Source organism: Aeromicrobium sp. IC_218, from assembly GCF_004336805.1.
In the GTDB taxonomy this organism is placed as follows: domain Bacteria; phylum Actinomycetota; class Actinomycetes; order Propionibacteriales; family Nocardioidaceae; genus Aeromicrobium.
Genome location: NZ_SJXM01000002.1, coordinates 326,762 through 347,186 on the forward strand (window position 1 = coordinate 326,762; position 20,425 = coordinate 347,186).

25 protein-coding genes are annotated in these 20,425 nt (G+C 72.5%); 3 read left to right on the forward strand and 22 right to left on the reverse strand.

What is annotated here, in order from left to right; genetic code table 11:
* Window positions 1-20 precede the first annotated feature (20 nt).
* From E0W78_RS03620 to rpsB, 6 genes are all read right to left on the reverse strand, one after another.
* Complete coding sequence (locus tag E0W78_RS03620) at window positions 21-470, reverse strand: PGPGW domain-containing protein (RefSeq protein WP_131402469.1); 450 nt, start codon at window positions 468-470, stop codon at window positions 21-23.
* Between the two features lies 1 nt (window position 471).
* Window positions 472-1,353 carry a phosphatidate cytidylyltransferase gene (locus E0W78_RS03625; RefSeq protein WP_131402470.1) on the reverse strand — a complete coding sequence of 294 codons (882 nt, stop codon included), beginning with the start codon at window positions 1,351-1,353 and terminating at the stop codon, window positions 472-474.
* A complete protein-coding gene (frr, locus tag E0W78_RS03630; RefSeq protein WP_207392628.1) occupies window positions 1,343-1,897 on the reverse strand; it encodes a ribosome recycling factor in 555 nt (184 codons plus the stop codon). Before frr ends, E0W78_RS03625 begins: the two co-directional genes overlap by 11 nt.
* Window positions 1,898-1,983: 86 nt before the next feature.
* A complete protein-coding gene (gene pyrH / locus E0W78_RS03635) occupies window positions 1,984-2,730 on the reverse strand; it encodes a UMP kinase (RefSeq protein ID WP_131402472.1) in 747 nt (248 codons plus the stop codon).
* Between the two features lie 41 nt (window positions 2,731-2,771).
* Window positions 2,772-3,587 (reverse strand): translation elongation factor Ts, encoded by an 816-nt coding sequence (gene tsf / locus E0W78_RS03640; RefSeq protein ID WP_131402473.1) that lies wholly within the window; start codon window positions 3,585-3,587, stop codon window positions 2,772-2,774.
* 93 nt (window positions 3,588-3,680) lie between these two features.
* Window positions 3,681-4,604 carry a 30S ribosomal protein S2 gene (gene rpsB, locus E0W78_RS03645; protein ID WP_131402474.1) on the reverse strand — a complete coding sequence of 308 codons (924 nt, stop codon included), beginning with the start codon at window positions 4,602-4,604 and terminating at the stop codon, window positions 3,681-3,683.
* A gap of 302 nt (window positions 4,605-4,906) precedes the next feature.
* Here rpsB and E0W78_RS03650 point away from each other — a divergent pair, with 302 nt between their 5' ends.
* The gene (locus E0W78_RS03650) at window positions 4,907-5,788 is read left to right on the forward strand and encodes a M23 family metallopeptidase (protein WP_131402475.1); all 882 of its coding nucleotides are present in this window, start codon (window positions 4,907-4,909) and stop codon (window positions 5,786-5,788) included.
* Between the two features lies 1 nt (window position 5,789).
* On the opposite strand, the gene E0W78_RS03655 is transcribed toward E0W78_RS03650, so the two are convergent.
* The 14 genes from E0W78_RS03655 to rpsP all read right to left on the reverse strand — a co-directional run bounded on the left by E0W78_RS03655 (window position 5,790) and on the right by rpsP (window position 16,785).
* The gene (locus E0W78_RS03655) at window positions 5,790-6,710 is read right to left on the reverse strand and encodes a tyrosine recombinase XerC (RefSeq protein WP_131402476.1); all 921 of its coding nucleotides are present in this window, start codon (window positions 6,708-6,710) and stop codon (window positions 5,790-5,792) included.
* Window positions 6,711-6,760: 50 nt separating this feature from the next.
* Window positions 6,761-7,921 (reverse strand): DNA-processing protein DprA, encoded by a 1,161-nt coding sequence (locus E0W78_RS03660; protein ID WP_131402477.1) that lies wholly within the window; start codon window positions 7,919-7,921, stop codon window positions 6,761-6,763.
* Window positions 7,918-9,489, reverse strand: coding sequence for a YifB family Mg chelatase-like AAA ATPase (locus tag E0W78_RS03665; RefSeq protein WP_207392614.1), 1,572 nt, complete (start codon window positions 9,487-9,489; stop codon window positions 7,918-7,920). The genes E0W78_RS03660 and E0W78_RS03665 overlap by 4 nt, the downstream gene beginning before the upstream one ends.
* Window positions 9,489-9,851, reverse strand: a complete 363-nt coding sequence (locus E0W78_RS03670) for a YraN family protein (protein WP_131402478.1) — start codon at window positions 9,849-9,851, stop codon at window positions 9,489-9,491. The genes E0W78_RS03665 and E0W78_RS03670 overlap by 1 nt, the downstream gene beginning before the upstream one ends.
* Before the next feature lie 90 nt (window positions 9,852-9,941).
* Complete coding sequence (locus E0W78_RS03675) at window positions 9,942-11,093, reverse strand: acyl-CoA dehydrogenase family protein (RefSeq protein ID WP_131402479.1); 1,152 nt, start codon at window positions 11,091-11,093, stop codon at window positions 9,942-9,944.
* 1 nt (window position 11,094) lies between these two features.
* Entirely contained in the window at window positions 11,095-11,403 is a 309-nt protein-coding gene (locus E0W78_RS03680) for a DUF2469 domain-containing protein (RefSeq protein ID WP_019145359.1), read from the reverse strand.
* Window positions 11,404-11,456: 53 nt separating this feature from the next.
* Window positions 11,457-12,197 (reverse strand): ribonuclease HII, encoded by a 741-nt coding sequence (locus E0W78_RS03685; RefSeq protein ID WP_242686211.1) that lies wholly within the window; start codon window positions 12,195-12,197, stop codon window positions 11,457-11,459.
* Window positions 12,194-12,868 carry a signal peptidase I gene (gene lepB, locus E0W78_RS03690; protein WP_131402480.1) on the reverse strand — a complete coding sequence of 225 codons (675 nt, stop codon included), beginning with the start codon at window positions 12,866-12,868 and terminating at the stop codon, window positions 12,194-12,196. Before lepB ends, E0W78_RS03685 begins: the two co-directional genes overlap by 4 nt.
* 33 nt (window positions 12,869-12,901) lie before the next feature.
* Complete coding sequence (rplS, locus tag E0W78_RS03695; RefSeq protein ID WP_131402481.1) at window positions 12,902-13,252, reverse strand: 50S ribosomal protein L19; 351 nt, start codon at window positions 13,250-13,252, stop codon at window positions 12,902-12,904.
* A 208-nt stretch (window positions 13,253-13,460) separates the two neighbouring features.
* On the reverse strand, window positions 13,461-14,678 hold the full coding sequence (locus E0W78_RS03700; RefSeq protein ID WP_131402482.1) for an ammonium transporter: 1,218 nt from the start codon (window positions 14,676-14,678) through the stop codon (window positions 13,461-13,463).
* Between the two features lie 138 nt (window positions 14,679-14,816).
* Window positions 14,817-15,512 carry a tRNA (guanosine(37)-N1)-methyltransferase TrmD gene (trmD, locus tag E0W78_RS03705; RefSeq protein WP_131402483.1) on the reverse strand — a complete coding sequence of 232 codons (696 nt, stop codon included), beginning with the start codon at window positions 15,510-15,512 and terminating at the stop codon, window positions 14,817-14,819.
* 1 nt (window position 15,513) lies between these two features.
* Window positions 15,514-16,059: a ribosome maturation factor RimM gene (gene rimM / locus E0W78_RS03710; RefSeq protein ID WP_207392629.1), complete on the reverse strand. Its 546-nt coding sequence runs from the start codon at window positions 16,057-16,059 to the stop codon at window positions 15,514-15,516.
* On the reverse strand, window positions 16,046-16,297 hold the full coding sequence (locus E0W78_RS03715; RefSeq protein WP_019145352.1) for an RNA-binding protein: 252 nt from the start codon (window positions 16,295-16,297) through the stop codon (window positions 16,046-16,048). The genes rimM and E0W78_RS03715 overlap by 14 nt, the downstream gene beginning before the upstream one ends.
* A 2-nt stretch (window positions 16,298-16,299) precedes the next feature.
* On the reverse strand, window positions 16,300-16,785 hold the full coding sequence (rpsP, locus tag E0W78_RS03720) for a 30S ribosomal protein S16 (RefSeq protein WP_131402485.1): 486 nt from the start codon (window positions 16,783-16,785) through the stop codon (window positions 16,300-16,302).
* A gap of 274 nt (window positions 16,786-17,059) precedes the next feature.
* On the opposite strand from rpsP, the gene E0W78_RS03725 reads away from it, so the two are divergent.
* Both E0W78_RS03725 and E0W78_RS03730 read left to right on the forward strand, forming a co-directional pair.
* Entirely contained in the window at window positions 17,060-17,323 is a 264-nt protein-coding gene (locus E0W78_RS03725) for a hypothetical protein (RefSeq protein ID WP_131402486.1), read from the forward strand.
* Window positions 17,324-17,411: 88 nt separating this feature from the next.
* Window positions 17,412-18,524, forward strand: a complete 1,113-nt coding sequence (locus E0W78_RS03730) for a VanZ family protein (RefSeq protein ID WP_165570399.1) — start codon at window positions 17,412-17,414, stop codon at window positions 18,522-18,524.
* On the opposite strand, the gene E0W78_RS03735 is transcribed toward E0W78_RS03730, so the two are convergent.
* Together E0W78_RS03735 and E0W78_RS03740 are read right to left on the reverse strand one after the other, a co-directional pair.
* On the reverse strand, window positions 18,521-19,915 hold the full coding sequence (locus E0W78_RS03735; protein ID WP_131402488.1) for a gluconate:H+ symporter: 1,395 nt from the start codon (window positions 19,913-19,915) through the stop codon (window positions 18,521-18,523). The genes E0W78_RS03730 and E0W78_RS03735 overlap by 4 nt on opposite strands.
* The gene (locus E0W78_RS03740) at window positions 19,912-20,421 is read right to left on the reverse strand and encodes a gluconokinase (protein WP_131402489.1); all 510 of its coding nucleotides are present in this window, start codon (window positions 20,419-20,421) and stop codon (window positions 19,912-19,914) included. Before E0W78_RS03740 ends, E0W78_RS03735 begins: the two co-directional genes overlap by 4 nt.
* Window positions 20,422-20,425 lie beyond the last annotated feature (4 nt).

Consider the following 20,425-nt stretch of genomic DNA (forward strand, 5'->3'; position numbering starts at 1 on the left):
GGCAAGGATCGACCGAATCGTCAGCCGCGACGGGCCGGAGGCTTCTCCCCACGCACGCGGAAGCGGCGGTAGCTGTAGACGATCAGGGCCCACGAGATGACGCCCGAGACGGCCAGCGAGAAACCGGTCCAGAACCCGCCGACGAGCCACCACGAGTCGCGCAGCGGCCACCAGCCGGGAGCGTCCGGGTCGACCATCCACAGCACGCCGAGGGCGACGAGCGCGGCGCCGCCGGCGACCGACATGGCGATGCGCGGGGCCGTGCTGACGCCCTCGTACGCGGCACGCAGCGCGGCACGCTCGACCGGGTCGAGCCGGCGCTCGGCCCACTCGTACTGCTGGGAGAGCACGACCAAGCCGGCGAACAGGCACAGCAGGCCGGGGCCGGGCAGGACGAGCGCGGCCAGGCCGACCAGCACGAGCAGCCAGCCGAGCACCTCGAGCGCGACGCGCTTCACCTGCTTGGTCACGTCAGGCCACCGGGACCAGGTAGTGCAGGACGAGCCAGGCCATCGGCGCGACCACGATGAGCGAGTCGAGCCGGTCCATGAGGCCGCCGTGGCCGGGGAGCAGGTCGCTCATGTCCTTGATGCCGAGGTCGCGCTTGATGAGCGACTCCGACAGGTCGCCGAGCGTCGCGGCGAGCACGCCCACGACGCCGAGCAGCGCACCGGCCCACCAGTCGCCCTCCAGGCCCAGCGTCACGACGAGCACGCCGACGAGGACGCCCGCCGTCATCGAGCCGGCGAAGCCCTCCCAGGACTTCTTCGGGCTGATCGACGGGGCCATCGGGTGCTTGCCGGCCAGGACGCCCGCGGCGTAGCCGCCGGTGTCGGACGCGATGGTCACCGCGATGAACGCGATGATGCGCCACGGTCCGTCGTCCTCGGCCAGCATGAGCAGCACGAACACGCCCATGAGCCAGACGTACGACAGGCAGAGCAGGCCGGCGGACGTGTCGCGGACGAAGCCGTCGGCCCCCTCGGCCATGCGCCACACGAACGTGCCGATGACGGTGAGCGCCATGGCGATGGCCGCCACGTCGACGCCCTCGGCGTAGGCGCCGACGTTCATCGCGATGCCGCCGACGACGATCGGCACCAGCGGCACGCGGATGCCCGCGGTGCCCAGCGCCTTGGACAGCTCCGTCACGCCGACGGTCAACGCCACGACGACGACGCCGACGAACGCGGCCTTCCAGAAGACGAGCGAGCAGACGACGAGCGCGACGAGGGTGACACCGACCGCGATGGCCGCGGGCAGGTTGCGCCCGGCGCGGCTCTGCTTGAGCGCCTCCGCCGGCTCGGCCGGCTCGGGCTCGGTCGGGTCGACCGGGGTCGGCTCAGACCTCAAGGAGCTCCGCTTCCTTCTTCTTGAGCATGTCGTCGATCGTGTCGACGTACTTCTTGGTCAGCGCGTCGAGCTTCTTCTCCGCGCCGGTGTTGTCGTCCTTGCTGATCTCGGAGTCCTTCTCGGCCTTGTCGAAGGCCTGCTTGCCCGCACGGCGCAGGTTGCGGACCGCGACGCGGCCCTCCTCGGCCTTGGACTTGGCGAGCTTGATGTACTCCTTGCGACGCTCCTCGGTGAGCTCGGGCAGCGAGACCCGGATGACCTTGCCGTCGTCGGTGGGGTTCACGCCGAGGTCGGAGTCGCGGATGGCCTTCTCGATGGCGTTCTTCGCGCCCGCGTCGTACGGGTTGATGATGACGACGCGCGGCTCGGGGACCGTGAAGCTGGCCAGCTGCTGCAGCGGCGTCGGCGTGCCGTAGTAGTCGGCGGTGATCTGCGAGAACATCGCCGGGTGCGCGCGACCGGTGCGGATCGCGGCGAACTCCTCGCGGGAGTGCTCGACGGCCTTGGCCATCTTCGCCTCGGTCTCGTTCAGCGTCTCGTTGATCACGTCATGCTCCTTCACGGGCCGCTCGGCGGCGCCTCTCGGGGGCCGACGCGGGGCGTCGGCCGGTGGTGCGTGGCTGCGTCCGCTCAGGACGAGTGGACGAGCGTACCGATCTTCTCACCGCGCAGGCCACGGGCGATGTTGCCCTCGCCCTCCATGCCGAAGACGACCATCGGCAGGTGGTTCTCCATGCACAGCGCGAACGCGGCCGCGTCGACGACCTTGAGGTTGAGCCGCAGCGCGTCCTCGAAGGTCACCGAGTCGTACTTGACCGCGGTGGGGTCCTTGCGCGGGTCGGCGGTGTAGACGCCGTCGACCCCGCTCTTGCTCATGAGCACCGCGTCGGCCTTGATCTCCAGCGCGCGCTGGGCCGAGACGGTGTCGGTGGAGAAGTACGGCATGCCGGCGCCGGCGCCGAAGATGACGACGCGGCCCTTCTCCAGGTGCCGCACGGCGCGGCGCGGGATGTACGGCTCGGCGACCTGGCCCATGGTGATGGCGGTCTGCACGCGCGTCTCGACGCCCTGCTTCTCGATGAAGTCCTGCAGCGCGAGCGCGTTCATGACGGTGCCCAGCATGCCGATGTAGTCGGCCCGCGAACGCTCCATGCCACGCTGGCTCAGCTCGGCGCCCCGGAAGAAGTTGCCGCCGCCGACGACGATCGCGACCTGGACGCCCTCGCGGGCGGCGTCGGCGATCTGCCGGGCGATGGCGTTGACGACGTCGGGGTCGAGCCCCAGACGTCCGCCGCCGAAGACCTCGCCGGAGAGCTTGAGCAGCACCCGACGGAACGGAGGGGCCGCAGGGTCGGCCTCGTTGAAGCTGTCGACCACTGCGGCCCCTCTCGTCTCGTCGTGCTGTCGATCGTAGGTGATCAGGCGCCGATCTCGATGTGCGCGAAGCCGGTGACCTTCACGCCGGCCTCGTCGAGCACGCCCTTGACCGTCTTCTTGTTGTCGGTGACCGACGGCTGGTCCAGGAGAGCGACCTCCTTGAAGAAGCCGTTGACGCGACCCTCGACGATCTTGGGCAGCGCCTGCTCCGGCTTGCCCTCCTCGCGGGCGATGGCCTCGGCGATCTCGCGCTCCTTGGCGACGGTCTCGGCCGGGACGTCCTCGCGCGACAGGAAGCGCGGCCGCATCGCGGCGATCTGCATCGCGGCGCCGCGGGCGGCGGCCTCGTCCGGGCCCTCGTACGAGACGAGGACGCCGACGGCGGGCGGCAGGTCGCTGGCGCGACGGTGCAGGTACACGGCGACGTCGCCGTCGAGGTAGGCCACGCGGCCGAGCTCGATCTTCTCGCCGATGACCGAGGCCAGCTGGCTCACGGTGTCGGCGACGGTGCGGCCGTCCTCCAGCGTCACCGCGGCGAGCGCGGCGGCGTCGGCGGTCTTGTTCTCGTTGGCGGCGGCGGCGAGCTGCTCGGCCAGGGCGATGAACTGGTCGTTCTTGGCGACGAAGTCGGTCTCGGCGTTCAGCTCGACCAGGGCGTTGCCGTTGCTGGCGACGAGGCCGGCGGTGGCCTCGCGCTCGGCGCCACGCTTGGCGGCCTTGGCGGCACCCGAGATGCGCAGGATCTCGACGGCCTTGTCGAAGTCGCCGTCGGCCTCGGTGAGGGCCTTCTTGGCGTCCATCATGCCCGCGCCGGTGGCGTCGCGGAGCTTCTTCACGTCTGCGGCGGTGATTGCCATGGGATGTCCTTTACGTCGTGGTGGCGGCCGCCGAGCATCGCTGCTCGGCGACCGCCGTCCGCGGTGGTCGGGTGGTCGGCCGGAGCCGACCGATCAGGCGTTCTCGGTGGTGGCCGGAGCCTCGGCGGCGGGCGCCTCGGTGGTCTCGGCGGCCGGAACCTCGGTGGCCTCGGCCGCGGGGGCCTCGGTCGTGGCGGCGTCGGCGGCCGGAGCCTCGGTCGCAGCGGCGTCGGCGGCCGGAGCCTCGGCGCCGGTCTGCAGGAGCTCCTGCTCCCACTCGGCCAGCGGCTCGTCGCCACCGGGCGTCTCGGTCGCGCCCTGCGCGCCGCTGCGGGCCTTGAGGCCCTCGGCGACGGCGTCGGCGACGACGCGGGTCAGGACCGCGACCGAGCGGATCGCGTCGTCGTTGCCCGGGATCGGGTAGTCGACGTCGTCGGGGTCGCAGTTGGTGTCGAGGATGGCGACGACCGGGATGCCCAGCTTCTTGGCCTCGTCGACCGCCAGACGCTCCTTCTTGGTGTCGACGATCCAGACCGCGGACGGGGTCTTGCCCATGTCGCGGATGCCGCCGAGGGTGCGGTTGAGCTTGTCGTACTCACGACGCATCTGCAGGAGCTCCTTCTTCGTGCGACCGGAGCCGGCCACGTCGTCGAAGTTGATCTCCTCGAGCTCCTTCATGCGCTGGAGGCGCTGGTGCATCGTGGTGAAGTTGGTGAGCATGCCGCCCAGCCAGCGCTGGTTCACGTAGGGCATGCCGACGCGCTTGGCCTGCTCCTCGATCGGCTCCTGCGCCTGGCGCTTGGTGCCGACGAACAGGATCGTGCCGCCGCGGGCGACGGTGTTCTTGACGTACTCGAACGCGGAGTCGATGTACGCCAGCGACTGCTGCAGGTCGATGATGTAGATGCCGTTGCGCTCGGTCAGGATGAAGCGCTTCATCTTGGGGTTCCAGCGACGGGTCTGGTGCCCGAAATGGACGCCGCTCTCGAGCAGCTGACGCATGGTGACGACGGCCATGGCCGTTCCTCCTTGTGGCACGCTGACGCGTGCCGTCCTGGTTGACGTGCCGGCGACCTCCGCCGACACCCTGGCGCCTGCCGTGCGGGAAGGACTCCGAGGAGACCAGGACCCGGTCCACCCCTCGCGAGGTGGTGCAGGCGCGCGAATTTCACCTCCGGTGAGGTGATGGGCCCATCCTACCGTGCGGCCTCGCGCCGCCGGAAATCGGCTCGGTCCACATCGTCGGCCCGTCCGGACGGTGTCCACAGCCGGGCCGGACGGCGTGGCCGCGGCGCCGCTCGGAGGCGTCCGCTGGGGTCATGCGCCCCCTCGCCCGCCTGCTGCTCGTCGCCGTCCTGCTCCTTGCTGCCGCCCCGGCGCACGGGGCTCCACCGCGCTGGACGTGGCCGCTGTCCGACAGCGCCGTCGAGCGCGAGTTCGAGCCGCCCGCCACCGAGTACGGCGCGGGCAACCGCGGGGTCGACCTGCGCGGCGAGGTCGGCGAGGTCGTGCGGTCGGTGGCGGCCGGACGGGTCACCTTCGCCGGGCAGGTGGGCGGGGTGCCCGTCGTGGTGGTCGACCACGGGGCCGAGCGCTCGACGTACCAGCCGGTGGCCGCGGGCGTGCGGGTCGGGGACGCGGTCGCGGCGGGCGAGCCGCTCGGCCGGCTCGTCGCCGAGCACAGCCACTGCGCGCCGCGCGCCTGCCTGCACCTGGGCCGGCTGGCCGGCGACGAGTACCTCGACCCGCTGGCCGCTCTCGGGGCCGGACGCTTCCGGCTGGTCGACCCCGACGGCCCGCTCCCCCAGCCGCCCGCCGGCGAGTGGTCGGGCGACCTCGGCCGTCCGGTGGCCGGCCCGGTCACGTCCGCGTTCGGCATGCGGGTCCATCCGGTGACCGGGGTCCGCAAGCTGCACGACGGCACCGACATCGCAGCGCCGTGCGGCACCCCGGTGCGGGCCGCGGCGGCCGGCACCGTCGCGTCCGCGTCGTTCGCCGGCGCCTACGGCAACCGGGTCGACGTCGAGCACGGCGACGCGCTGACCGGCTACGCGCACCTGTCGGCGATGGACGTCCGGCCCGGGCAGCGCGTGGCGGCCGGCGACGTGGTGGGACGCGTCGGGTCCACCGGCTCGTCGACCGGCTGCCACCTGCACCTCATGCTCGTGGTCGGCGGCACCCCGGTCGACCCACTGGGGTGAGTCAGGCGCGCGGGTGCGCCTGACGGTAGGCCTGGCGCAGTCGGTCGGTGCTCACGTGCGTGTAGATCTGCGTGGTGGCCATCGAGGAGTGGCCGAGCATCTCCTGGACGCTCCGCAGGTCGGCCCCGCCCTCGAGCAGGTGGGTGGCCGCACTGTGCCGCAAGCCGTGCGGTCCGAGGTCCGGCGCGTCCTCGACGAGGCGCAGCCGCTCATGGACGACCCGGCGCACGGCGCGCACGTCGATGCGTCCGCCCCGGGCGCCCAGGAAGAGCGCGTGCCCGGACGTCGACACGGCGAGGGCGGGACGGCCGCGACGCACCCAGTCGTCCACCGCGTCGGCCGCGGGACCGCCGAACGGGACGACCCGCTCCTTGCTGCCCTTGCCGAGCACCCGGACGACGTGCCGCTCGCGGTCGACGTCGTCCAGGTCGAGCCCGGCGAGCTCGGCGACCCGGATGCCGGTCGCGTAGAGCAGCTCGAGGATCGCCAGGTCGCGCCGCCCGACAGGACCCTCGTCGGGCAGGCCCTCGGTGACGCGCTCGAGCATCGTCTCGACCTCGTCGCGGCGAAGCGTCGGCGGCAGCGGCCGGTGCGGACGGGGGCTGGCGAGCAGCGCGCCGGCGTCCTGCGTCGCGCGTCCGGTGCGGACCAACCAGGCGGTGAACACGCGCGCGGACGTGGCCCGGCGGGCCAGCGTGGTGCGGGCCCGGCCACGGGTCTGCTGGTTGGCCAGGTGGCTGCGCAGGGTGCGGAGGGTGAGTCCGGCCGGGTCGTGGACGTGCAGCAGCCGGGCGTGCTCGGCCAGTGCCTGGAGGTCGGTGACGTAGGCGCGCACGGAGTGCTCGGACAGCCCGCGCTCGTGACGCAGGTGGTGGGCGTAGACGTCCAGCACCTCGTCCCAGGCGTCACGCGGCTCGCTCACGCCCCCAGTCTCCCTGCGGCTCGCCGTGGCTTCCCCGCGACGCGCCGGGTTCAGGCCAGGTCGGCGCGCCGCACGAGCGTCCAGCCGTCGCCGAGCCGCTCGGCGTAGCCGGCGTCGACCAGCGCGGTCAGGTGCTCCTGCGCCTGCGACCCGGCCAGGCCGACACGTCGGGCCACCTGGTCGGTGGTGAGGGTCTCGGACCACCGGAGGCCGTCGAGCGTCCGCGCCGCGTCGGGTCCGAGTCGGTCGTAGGCGGTCGTGCGACGCACCGGTTCGGGCGCCGGCTCGGCACCGATGCCGCCGAGCGACTCGAGGACGTCGTCGGCCCGGGTGACCAGCTCGGCCTCGCCCGAGCGCAGCGCGAGGTGGACGCCCTCCGACATCTGCGAGGTGACCGGCCCCGGCGTGCCCATCGTCGTGCGACCGAGCCGGTCGGCCCAGTGCAGCGTGTTGAGCGACCCGCTGCGGGCGGCCGCCTCGACCACCACGGTGCCGCCCGCGAGCGCGGCGATGAGGCGGTTGCGGGTGAGGAACCTCGCGCGGATCGCCACCTGTCCCGGCGGCTGCTCGCTCACGACCGCGCCGCCGGCCGCGATCAGGTCGAGCAGGGACGCGTGCGCCCGCGGGTAGGGCAGGTCCGCTCCCCCGGCCAGCACGGCGACCGTCGTGCCCCGCGCGGCGAGAGCGCCGCGGTGCGCGGCGGCATCGATGCCGAACGCCGCCCCGCTGACGACGGCGACACCGGCGTCGCCCAGCCCGGCGGCGATCTCGCCGGCGAGACCGAGCCCGTAGGTCGTGGCCGCCCGGGCGCCGACGATCGCCACCGCGGCGGACAGCGCCTCGTCGAGTCGCACGGTGCCGCGCACCCAGAGCCCGAGCGGAGCACCGGCGGTGCCGCCCAGCGGCTCGACGTGGTCCAGGTCGCCTAGCGGCTCCGGCCACTCGTCGTCGCCCGGCACCACCCAGCGCAGACCCACCGACTCCGCCCGGGCCAGGGCCACGGTGTCGGCGTCGTCCAGACCGGCCGCCCGCTCCTGCCAGGCCGCCGGCAGCGGACGTCCGGCCAGCACCCCGCGGCCCTGCGCCGCTCTCAGCACAGCACCGGGCTCGTGGTGCTGGAGCAGGTCGCGCAGGCGGGGATCACCGGGCTCGGCGACGAGGCTGAGCCGGCGCCGGACGTCGGACTCCGAGCGTCGCGTCGCCGGGCTCATGTGCTGGCCACCAGGGGGCGCAGGTGCCCCGGCAGCGGCAGCGAGCCGCGCAGCGCGAGGGCGGCCTCGACGTCGCTCGCGTCGGGACGGTCGTGTCCGAGCAGGTCGGCCACGCTCCACGCCAGGCGCAGCACCCGGTCGGCCGAGCGGGCGTTGAGCCGCTGGGCCCGCAGCTGCGCGTCGACCAGGGCGTGCCCGTCGTCGGCCAGCGGCCACTGCCGGCGCAGCTCGGCCCCCGGGACGTCGGCGTTCGTGCGCCAGGGGGTGTCGGCGTACCGGCGTCGCTGCCGGACGCGGGCGTCGGCGACGTGCTGGGCGACCTCCGCGGTGCTGCGTGCGTCGCCCAGCGCACCGGCCAGCTCGGGCCGCGACTGCGCCGTGAGCGTGCGGTGGATGTCGATGCGGTCGCGGATCGGACCGGAGATGCGGTCGGAGTAGCGCCGGCGCATCAGCGGGGTGCACTCGCACCGGTCGACCGTGCTGCCCGCCCGGCCGCACGGGCACGGGTTGGCGGCGAGCACGAGCTGGAACCGCGCCGGGTACACCGCGGTCTGGGCCGCCCGCGAGACCACCACGCGTCCGGACTCCAAGGGCTGGCGCAACGCGTCGAGGACGTTCGAGGCGAACTCCGGCGCCTCGTCCATGAACAGGACGCCGTGGTGGGCCAGGCTCATCGCCCCGGGACGGACGCCCCGCGTGCCCCCACCGACGATCGACACCGCGCTGGCCGTGTGGTGCGGGTCGAGGAACGGGGGCCGCACCAGCAGCGGCTCGTCGGCGGACAGCACCCCGGCGACCGCGTGGACGGCGCTGACCGACAGCGACTGCTCGCGCTCCAGGTCGGGCAGCAGACCCGGCAGCCGCTGGGCCAGCATGGTCTTGCCGATGCCGGGCGGGCCGGTCATCAGCAGGTGGTGCCCGCCGGCTGCCGCGACCACGACGGACAGGCGTGACTCGTCCTGCCCGGCGACGTCGGCCAGGTCGAGGCCGGCGCACGCGTCCCACCGGGTCTCGCGCGACGGCTCGAGCGGCGGGACCGGCGGGTCGTCCGGCTCGTCCTCGCCGGTCAGCAGCGCGACCAGGTGCCGCAGCGAGCGGACGCCCACGACCCGCAGGCCGGGCACGAGCGCGGCCTCGGCCACGTTGGACTCCGGCACGACCACGTGGTCCGCACCCGCCTCGGCCGCCGCGAGCGCCGCGGGAAGGACGCCGCGCACCGCGCGCAGCCGGCCGTCGAGCGCGAGCTCCCCCAGCAGCACCGCGTCACGCAGGGCGTCGAGCGGCAGGACGTCCTTGGCCCCGAGCACGGCGACCGCGATCGCGAGGTCGTAGTGGCTGCCGGTCTTGGGCAGCGTGCTGGGCGCGAGGTTGATGGTCACCCGCTGGTCCGGCCAGGACGTGCCGGAGTTGACCACCGCGGCCCGCACCCGGTCGCGCGCCTCGCTCACCATCGTGTCGGCGAGCCCAACGACCACCGTGGTGGGCAGGCCGCTGCTGACGTCGACCTCCACCTCGATGAGCCGCCCCGACAGCCCGTCGAGCGCGACCGAGCGCGTGGCGGACGCCATCAGGCCACCCCCGTCACGCGCTCGACGACCGGCGCGCCCCGCCGCGGCAGCCGGACCGAGACGACGTCGATGCGCACGGCCGGCGGGTGCAGGTCGTGCACCTCGAGCCAGTGGGAGGCCAGCCGGCGCAGCCTGGCCGCCTTCGTCGCCGACACGGCCTCGAACGGCGACCCGTGGGTCTCGGACGTGCGGGTCTTGACCTCGCACACCACGAGGGTCGAGCCGTCACGGGCGACCAGGTCGATCTCGCCGTACCGGCAGGTCCAGTTGCGGGCCAGGATCACCATGCCCTGGGCGACCAGGTGGTCGGCCGCCACCCGCTCGCCGTACCCGCCGAGCGCCTTGTTGCGTGCGTAGGTCATGGCGACCACGCTCGCCGCGCGCACCGACCGGAGGCCCCGCCAGCACGTCGGGCTGTGGACGGGCCCGCCCTGGCGACCGGCTGTGGACGATCAGGTGAAGGCGTTGATGCCGGTCTCGGCGCGGCCGATGAGCAGCTTCTGCACCTGGCTCGTGCCCTCGTACAGCGTCATGACCCGCGCGTCACGCAGGTACTTCTGCACCGGGTACTCGTCGACGTAGCCGTAGCCGCCGAACGCCTGGATCGCCTGGTTGGACGCCCGGACGGCCGCCTCGCTGGCGAAGTACTTGGCCTTGGACGCCGCGACGCCGAACGGCTCGCCCCGGTCGACCAGGTCGGCGCAGCGCCACACGAGCAGCCGCGCGGCGTCCGCGTCGACGCTGAGGTCGGCGATGATCTCCTGCACCAGCTGGAAGCCGGCGATCGGCCGGCCGAACTGCTCGCGCTGGGTGGTGTAGTCGACGACCGCCTCGAGGCAGCCCTGGACGATGCCGACGCACGAGGCCGCGATGCCCAGGCGTCCCTTGTCCAGGGTGGACATGGCGATCTTGAAGCCCTGCCCCTCCTCGCCGAGCCGGGCCGAGGCCGGGACGCGGACGCCCTGGAACGCCAGCTCGGCCGTGGCCTGGCCGCGCAGGCCGAGCTTGCCCTTGATCTCGCGCCGCTCGAAGCCCGGCGTGTCCGTCGGCACGAGGAACGCGCTGACCCCCTTGGGACCGGGGCCGCCGGTGCGGGCGAATACCAGGCACACGTCGGCCCAGGTGCCGTTGGTGATGAAGATCTTGGCGCCGTCGATCACGTAGTCGTCGCCGTCGCGCACGGCCCGCGTGGTGAGGCTGCCCGCGTCCGAGCCGGTGCCGGGCTCAGTGAGGCCGAAGCAGCCGAGCTTCTCGCCGCGGGCGATGGGACGCAGCCACTGCTCCTGCTGCTCGGGCGTGCCGTGCTCGAGCACGGGCTTGCCCACCAGGCCGGACGAGACCGAGACGATGCCGCGCACGGACGAGTCGGCGCGGCCGAGCTCCTCCATCATCAGCGCGTAGGTGACGTAGTCGCCGCCGACGCCGCCGAGCTCCTCGGGGATGGTGACGCCGAAGAAGCCCTGCTCCCCCAGGCGCCCGATCAGCGAGGTGTCGATGGACTCCGCGCGGTCCCAGTCGCGCCGGAACGGGACGACCTCGCGCTCGAGGAACGCGCGGGCGACGTCGCGGAAGGACTCCTGCTCGGGAGTGGGTCGCAGGTCCATGTCAGGTCGTCGGGACCTTGAAGTCGGACTTGCTCAGCTCCTCGACGTTGACGTCCTTGAAGGTGAGCACCTTGACGTTCTTGGCGAAGCGGGCCGGGCGGTAGATGTCCCACACCCAGGCGTCGCTCATCGTCACCTCGAAGTAGGCGTCGCCGGTCTCGGAGCGCACCTTCACGTCGACGGCGTTGCACAGGTAGAAGCGCCGGTCGGTCTCGACGACGTACTTGAAGATCTCGACGACGTCGCGGTACTCGCGGTACAGCGCGAGCTCCATCTCCGACTCGTACCGCTCCAGGTCCTCGGCACTCATGCGACAGGCGCTCCTTCGATGGCAGGTGGGGGCAACTGTACGGGCGGGTCGCCTCAGCCGAGCAGAGCCTCGGGCGGCACGTCGTCCGCGCCGCCGAGACCGGGCAGGCGCCACGACACGCGGTGGTGCGGGCTCGGGCCGTGCTCGGCCAGCGCGGCGACGTGACCGGGGGCGGAGTAGCCCTTGTTCTCGTGCCAGCCGTACTGCGGGTGGTCGTCGGCGAGGGCGACCATGATCGCGTCGCGGGCCGTCTTGGCCAGGATGCTGGCGGCCGCCACGGCGGCGCACTGCATGTCGGCCTTGATCATCGTGGTGACCGGCGGGACGTGGTCGACCTCGAACGGCGGCGCGAACAGGCCGGTCTGGGCCGGCGTCGTGAGGTAGTCGTGGTTGCCGTCGAGCAGGACGGCGTCCGGGACGACGCCGAGCCCGGCGAGCGCGCGGTGCCCGGCGAGACGCAGCCCGGCGATGATGCCGTGCTCGTCGATCTCGGCCGAGGACGCGTGGCCGACCGCGTGGGCGGTCGCCCAGCGGCGGATGCGCGGGGCGAGCCGCTCGCGGGCGTCGGCGGTCAGCAGCTTGCTGTCGCGGACGCCCTGCGGCGCGGTGGGGGTCTCGGCGGTGATCAGCACGGCGCCGATGGTGACCGGGCCGCACAGGGCGCCGCGGCCGACCTCGTCGAAGCAGGCCAGGGTCGTGCGGCCCTCGCGCAGCATGCGGCGCTCGACCCGCAGGCTCGGCGCCGCCGAGCGGGGACGGGACGCGCGCCGGGGCGTCTCGACCGTGGCCGTCACTTCGTCGGTTCCGCCACGTCGTCGAACGCGTCGGTGCCGTCGACGAAGCCGGCACGGTCGAACGGCCACACGCGCAGCCACGCCTTGCCCACGACGTCGGAGACCGGCACGAACCCGCCGCCGGGCTCTCCCATGTGAGCGCGCGAGTCGGCGGAGTTGTCGCGGTTGTCGCCCATGACCCACAGGTAGCCCTTGGGCACCTTGACCTCGAACGGGGTGTCGGCGGTGACCGACGCGTCGAGCGGGTACTTCTCGGTGATCGGCGTGCCGTTGACCGTGAGGCGTCCGTCGTCGGTGCAGCACCGGACGGTGTCGCCGCCGACGCCCACGACGCGCTTGATCAGGTGGCCGCCGGTCGGGTAGAGACCGACGACCTCGAGGGCCTTCTGGACCGGGTTCGTCGCGGCACGCGACTCGTCCTCGGCCAGCCAGCCCCCGGGGTCGTCGAAGACCACGATGTCGCCGCGGTCCGGGTCACCGGACCAGTACGAGACCTTCTGCACCAGCAGGCGGTCGTTCTCGACCATCGTCGGCTCCATGGAGCCGGACGGGATGTAGAACGCCTGGAGGAAGAACGTCTTGACGACGACCGCGATCACCACCGCGGTGACCACCAGCAGGATGGTCTCCTGCCAGATGGGGAGGTGTCTCTTGTCGGCCTGCTGCGTCACGCGGCGAGCCTAGCCCCTCGTCGGACGAGGGTCTCAGACGTCCCGCTTCTCCTTGATCTTGGCGGCCTTGCCGCGGAGGTTGCGCAGGTAGTACAGCTTGGCGCGACGCACGTCGCCGCGGGTCGCGACCTCGATCTTCTCGATGACCGGGGTGTGCAGCGGGAAGGTGCGCTCGACGCCGACGCCGAAGCTGACCTTGCGGACCGTGAAGGTGCGGCCGATGCCCGAGCCCTGCACCTTGATGCAGACGCCCTGGAAGACCTGGACGCGGGAGCGGTTGCCCTCGACGACCTTGACGTGGACCTTGAGGGTGTCGCCGGCGCGGAACGCGGGGACGTCGTCGCGGAGCGACTGGGCGGCGATCTGGTCGATGACGTTGGTCATGTCTTCTCATCTCTCGCAGCAGCCGCAGGTCGGCCACGGTGGGTTCGGTGTTGCTGGGTCTGAGGTGGCGTCGTGATGCACCGTGCCCCTGCGGCAGCGGGGTGCGACACCGAGGGACAAGTCTGCCACAGCGCGTCCGGGGCGAGGAAATCGGCCCGGACGCGGACGGGCCCCGCCGGAGCGTGTCCGGCGGGGCCCGTGTCGAGGATCAGTCGAAGGCGTAGCCCGCGCCGTGCAGCGCGGTGTCGATGCCGGCGACCTCGTCCTCCTCCTTCACACGGAAGCCGATCGTCTTGTCCAGGACGGTCGCGACGGCGAAGGCCACCGCGAACGAGTAGGCCATGACGACCACGACGGGGACGACCTGCGCGACCAGCTGGTCGATGTTGCCCCCGACGAACAGGCCGGTGTCGGTGGCGAAGAAGCCCAGGTACAGGCAGCCGAGGACGCCGGCGACCAGGTGCAGGCCCACGACGTCGAGCGAGTCGTCGTAGCCGAGCTTGTACTTCAGATCGATGGCGAAGGCGCAGGCGATGCCGGCGACCAGGCCGAGGACGATCGACCAGAACGGCGTCAGGTTGGCGCACGCCGGGGTGATGGCGACCAGGCCGGCGACGACGCCCGAGGCGGCGCCGACCGCGGTGGCCTTGCCCTCCTTGAGGTGCTCGATCACGACGAAGCCGAGCAGGCCGGCGGCCGGGGCGACGATGGTGTTGAGGAAGATCAGCGCGCCCTGGCCGTTCTCGATGGCGGCACCGGTGTTGAAGCCGAACCAGCCGAACCACAGGATCGCGGCGCCGATGAGCACGAGCGGGACGTTGTGCGGGACGGCGTCCTCCTTGGTGAAGCCCGTGACGCGCTTGCCCAGGACGAGCGCGAGGGCCAGGGCCGCCGCGCCGGCGCTGATGTGGACGACCGTGCCGCCGGCCCAGTCGATGGGCGCCGCGTCACCGACGGTGAAGGTGCCGATCCAGCCGGTCAGGCCCTCGTCGTCGAAGCCCCAGACCCAGCCCTGCGAGGGGAAGTAGACGAGCGTCGCCCAGATGCCGGCGAAGATCATCCACGGCAGGAAGCGGGCGCGGTCGGCGACGGCACCGGAGATCAGCGCGGTGGTGATGACCGCGAAGGTCGAGCCGAACGCGACGCCGGCCAGGCCCTCGGGGCTGTTCGCCGCCATGTCCGAGAGCGCGAAGTCCGAGAACGGGTTGGCCAGCCAGCCGTCGATCACGTCGCTGCCGTTGGAGCCCATGTTGTAGCCGTAGAGCACCCACAGGACGAAGACCAGGCCCATGGCGCCGAAGCTCAGCATCATCATCGAGACGACGCTCTTGGCCTTGACCAGGCCGCCGTAGAAGAACGCCAGGCCGGGGGTCATGAACAACACGAGGGCTGCGCAGACCAGCAGCCAGATAGTTCCCGCTTCCATCTCAAACCTCTTCACTGGTGAACAAGGGGACGTCCACGAGTGCGTCGTTGCTCCGCGGACCTGGCGTCAGCGTGGTCCGTGCCTGTTCGCAGGCGTTTGCCGTGCGGTGTCGGCGTCGTTACATGAACGCGAGAGGTGTTACGAGTCCGTTTCGGGAGCGAGGAGGTCGGGCCGGCGGGTGCGGGTGCGCTCCAGCGACTGCTCGCGCCGCCACGCCGCGATCGCGCCGTGGTTGCCCGACAGCAGCACGTCGGGGACGTCGAGCCCGCGCCACGACGACGGCTTGGTGTAGACGGGGTACTCGAGCAGGCCGTCCTCGCCGTGGGACTCCTCGGCGAGCGACTGCGGGTTGCCCATGAAGCCCGGCACGAGCCGGACGGTGGCCTCGACGATGGCCAGGGCGGCCACCTCGCCGCCGTTGAGCACGAAGTCGCCGAGCGACAGCTCGCGCACGCGCCAGCGGGACGCGGCGTGGTCGAGCACCCGCTGGTCGATGCCCTCGTAGCGTCCGCAGGCGAACACCAGGTGCTGCTCGGCGGCGAGCTCGTGCGCCACGGCCTGGGTGAACGGCTGCCCGGACGGCGTGGGGACGACCAGCACGGCGTCGTCGGTCATGGTGGCGTCGAGCGCCTCGCCCCACGGCTCGGGCTTCATGACCATGCCGGCTCCCCCGCCGTACGGGGTGTCGTCCACGGTGCGGTGACGGTCGCGGGTCCAGTCGCGCAGGTCGTGCGCCTGGACGGTCAGCAGCCCCGCGGCGCGCGCCTTGCCCGCGAGCGAGAGGTCGAGCGCGTCCAGGTAGGCGGGGAAGATCGAGAGGACGTCGATGCGCACGTCAGCCCTCGTCGGTGGGCACGACGTCGGCACCGTCGGGGTCGAGCAGGCCCGGGACGTCAGCGACCTCGACGAAGCCGCCACGGACGTCCACGACAGGCACGATCTCGGTCACGAACGGGACGTAGACCTCGCGGGCGTCCAGCTTCACCAGGAGCAGGTCCTGCGCGGGCAGGTGGACGACCTGGGACACGGTGCCGACGACCTCGCCGGCGCTGCGGACCTCCAGGCCCTCGAGCTGGTGGTCGTAGAACTCGTCGGGGTCCTCGGGGAGCTCGTCGGGGTCGATGTCGACCTCGAGCAGGAGCCCGCGGAGCGCCTCGGCGGCGTTGCGGTCGTCGACGCCCGTGAACCGGACGAGCAGACGACCCGAGTGATGGCGGGCCGCGACGATCGTCAGCGTCCGCGAGCCCGAGAACACCGACGAGCCCGGCGCAAACCTGCGCTCGGGCTCGTCGGTGCGGGGCTCGACGCTGACCTCGCCACGGATGCCATGGGCGCGGCCGATGCGGCCGACCACGACACGCACGTCGCTACCTCCGGCGATCGACGTCGACGAAGTCGATGCGCGCACCACCGCGGCCGGCGAGCGCGCTCGCGACCGTGCGGATGGCGGTGGCGGTGCGGCCCTGACGGCCGATCACCTTGCCGAGGTCGGCGGGGTTGACCCGGACCTCGAACAGCTCACCGCGCTGGGTCGACTTCGCACGCACGTCGACGTCGTCGGGGTGGTCGACGATGCCGGCCACGAGGTGCTCGATGACCTCGTCGAGCGGGGCGCCCATCGTCAGGACTCGTCCGCCGGGGTCTCGGCCTCGGCGGCCGGGGTCTCGGCGGCGGGAGCCTCGTCAGCCTTGGCCTCGTCGGCCTTCGGCTCGTCGGCCTTGGGCTCGTCGGCCTTCTTCTTGGCCGGCTTCTTGGCCGTGGTGGCCTCGGCCTTCGGCTCGGCGTGGATCTCGCTGAGCGCCTCGTTGAACGCCTCGGCCTTGTCGCGCTTGGCCGTCGGGGTCTTCAGGGTGCTCTTGCCCTCGCCCAGGTCACCCGTGATCTTGAGGATCGCGGCGACGGCCTCGGTCGGCTGCGCGCCGACGGAGAGCCAGTGCTTGGCGCGCTCGGAGTCGACCGAGATCGTCGAGGGCTCGGTCTTGGGGTTGTACGTACCGATCTCCTCGATCACGCGGCCGTCGCGCTTGGTGCGCGAGTCGGCGACGACGATGCGGTAGAACGGAGCACGGATCTTGCCCATGCGCTTGAGGCGAATCTTGACTGCCACGGTTGTGGTGTCTCCTTGGAGCTCGAGTGTGATGACCGCCGGTGCCGTGTGGGGACGCGGACCCGGGGAAGGTCGTGGGACCGGCGAGCACGGGCTGAGAGGGTCCCGTGCCCAGCGGACACAAGGGATCATTCTGCCAGAGAGCCCCGGCGGTCTCCAACCCGGCGCGCAGGGTCGTTCGCGCGGACGGCACCGGGGTACCCGGATCGCATCCCGCCCGGACGCGGCGTGGATCACCCGGCGGCCGGCGGCCGCCTCGACGGGAGGAGCGAGCATGGCACGACCACGCATGACCGACGACAGCCTCAAGGTGCGTCAGCTCAGCCACTACCAGTTCAGCTGGACGGCGGGCGAGTCCGGTGGCCCGGGGATCTGGACGCTGCAGCTGGTGCTCGACGAGGGCGCCTGGGAGGAGGTCCTGACCCTGACGGCCGACGACGCTGACAACCTGCAGGACACCCTTGCGAACACCGACAAGGTGTTCTACGACATCGAGCGCCGGGTGCTGATGTTCGGCGTCACGAAGACGGGCAGCTGACGGGCTCGACGCCGCCGCGCGGTGCCACCGGTCCGGCGGCACCGCGCGGTGCCTCATGCCAGCGATCGGCGGCCCCTACCCTCTGAGCATGATCGACGCGTGGACGTGGCCGGCCTGGGTCGGCGTCCTGCTGGGCTCCCTGCTGTTCGTCGGCGTGCTCGTCCCGGTGCTCGTGCTCCAGTCGCGCCGGTACGGCGGACTGTCGCTCCCCCGCCTGCTCGGCGCCGCCGCGCTGGCGGTGTACCTGGTGACGCTGGCCGCCTACACGCTGCTGCCGCTCCCGAGCGGCGACCTCGACGCCTGGTGCGCCGAGCACGCGGTCGGCCACGACCTGGTGCCGCTGCACAGCCTGGCCGACATCCGCCGCGAGACCGCCGGGCTCGGGACGCGGGCGACGCTCACGTCGGCGGTGACCCTCCAGGTCGTCCTCAACGTCGTGCTGTTCGTCCCGTGGGGCGTGCTCGCCCGCCGGTTCCTGGGGCTGTCGCTGGTGACGTCGGTGCTGAGCGGGTTCGTGGCGTCGACGCTGATCGAGCTGTCGCAGTACACCGGCCTGTTCGGGCTCATCGGCTGCAGCTACCGCGTGGGCGACGTGGACGACGTGCTCACCAACACCGCCGGGGCGCTGCTCGGGGCGACGCTCGCCCCGGCCGTCCTGGGGTGGATGCCGGGGTCCGCCGAGCTGCACGAGGACCGTGGACGCGCGCGCCCCGTCACGGTGTGGCGGCGCTGGAGCGCGATGGTGGTCGACCTCGGCACCTACGCGCTGCTCGGCTACGCCACCGTGGTGTCCTACCGGCTCGTGCTGCTCGCCACCGGGCACGAGATCCCGCTGCGCAACGGCTGGCCCGAGTGGGTGGCGGCGGTCGTCGTCCCGACCCTGCTCGTGGTGGTCGGGCCGGCCGCCACCGGCAGCGGGGCGTCGCTCGGCCAGCGCGCCCTGTGGCTCGTCCCGGACTGGCCGGGACGTCCGCGCGTCGCCGACCGCCTGCGCCGCTGCCTGGGCACCGCGGGCACCCTCGCGCTCGTGCACGCCGTGGCCACGGCGCCGGGCCACCCGGGCTGGGTGCCGGGAGCCGCGTCGGCCGCGACCGCGGTGCTGCTCGTAGCCGCCGTCGTGGCGGTGCCGCTGACGCGCGACCGCCGGGGTCTGTCCGGCCTCGTGGCCGGCGTCCCCTACCGCGACGCGCGCGCGGGCTAGAGCAGGCCGACGACGAGGTCGGCGAGCAGGACGACGCCGAGACCGGTGACCGACAGGACCGTCTCCATGAGCGACCAGGTCTTGATGGTCTGCGGGACGTCCATGCGGAAGTACTCCTTGACCAGCCAGAAGCCCGCGTCGTTGACGTGCGAGAAGAACACCGAGCCGGCGCCGATGGCCAGCACCAGCAACGACGTCTCGACCGAGCCGAGGTCGGTCGCGATGGGCGCCATGATGCCGGCGGCCGTGACCGTGGCGACGGTCGCCGAGCCGGTGGCCAGGCGGATGCCGACGGCGACGAGCCAGGCGACGACCAGCACCGAGAAGCCCGAGTCCTTGACCCAGTCGGCGACGACCTGCGCGATGCCGGTCTCGATCAGCGTCTCCTTGAAGCCGCCGCCCGCCCCGACGATGAGGATGATGCCGGCGACGCCGGGCAGCGACCCCTCGACGATCTTCATGACCTCGTCGCGGCGCATGCGGGCGCCGCGGCCGAACACGACCATGGCGACGAGCACCGAGATGAGCAGCGCGATGATCGGCGTGCCCAGGAAGTCCAGCGCGGTGCCGATCCAGCCGTCGACCTCCAGGACGTCCACGACGGCCTTGGCCATCATGAGGACGATCGGCAGCAGGATGGTCGCCACCGTGGCACCGAACGACGGACGCGCCCCGTGCTCGGGGACGTTCGTGCGCTCGAAGGTGGTCGGGGCGGGCAGGTGGACCCAGCGGGCGGCGAGCTTGCCGAACAGCGGGCCGGCCACGACGATCGTCGGCAGCGCGATGAGGATGCCCAGGCCGAGCGTGGTGCCGAGGTCGGCCTTGACCGCGTCGATCGCGATGAGCGGTCCGGGGTGCGGCGGCACGAAGGCGTGCATCGCCGACAGGCCGGCGAGGGCCGGGATGCCCAGCGCCACGACGTTCTGCTCCGAGCGCTTGGCGACCAGGAACACGATCGGCAGCAGCAGCACGAGCCCGATCTCGAAGAACATCGGCAGGCCGATGAGGGCACCGATGCCGGCCATGGCCCACGGCAGCACCCGCGCGCTGGAGCGTCCGACGATGGCGTCCACCACCGCGTCCGCTCCCCCGGAGTCGGCCAGCAGCTTGCCGAACATCGCGCCGAGCGCGACCAGGATTCCCACGTTGGCCGACGTCTCGCCGAAGCCCTTCGTGAAGGCCGCGACGGTGTCGGCCATGGGCATGGTCGCGACCAGGCCGACGACGAGCGAGCCGATGGTGAGGCTCAGGAACGGGTGCAGCTTGACCAGCGTGATCAGCAGGACCAGGACCGCGATGCCGACGAGGGCCGCGGTGATGAGCTGGCCGTCGCCGGCGACCGGCTCGACCGTCTCGGTGGCCGCGGGCAGGACGAGCGTGGGAAGCGTCATGCGGGGTTCTCCAGTCCGGCGTCGGCGAGGAAGTGCTGGGCGATCTCGCCCGGCGAGGGAGTGATGTCGTAGACCCAGCCACGCTCGTCGTCGGCGAGCGGCTCGAGCGTGCGCTCCTGGGACTCCAACAGCGACACCGGCATGAAGTGCTCACGGTGCGACATGCGGTCGGCGATGAGGTCGTGGTCGCCGACGAGGTGCAGGAACAGCACGTCGGGCGCGGCCTCGCGGAGCACGTCGCGGTAGGACCGCTTGAGCGCCGAGCAGCTGATCACGCCGCCGACGTCGGAGCGGTCGGCCAGCCACTGCCCGACCGCGCGCAGCCAGGGCCAGCGGTCGTCGTCGTCCAGCGGGGTGCCCGCGGACATCTTCTCGATGTTGGCCTGCGGGTGGTAGTCGTCGCCGTCGGCGTACTGGACGTCCAGCCGGTCGGCCACCTCGTGGCCCACCGCGGACTTCCCGACGCCGGAGATGCCCATCACGACCACGAGCGGTGCGTTCCCCATGCGC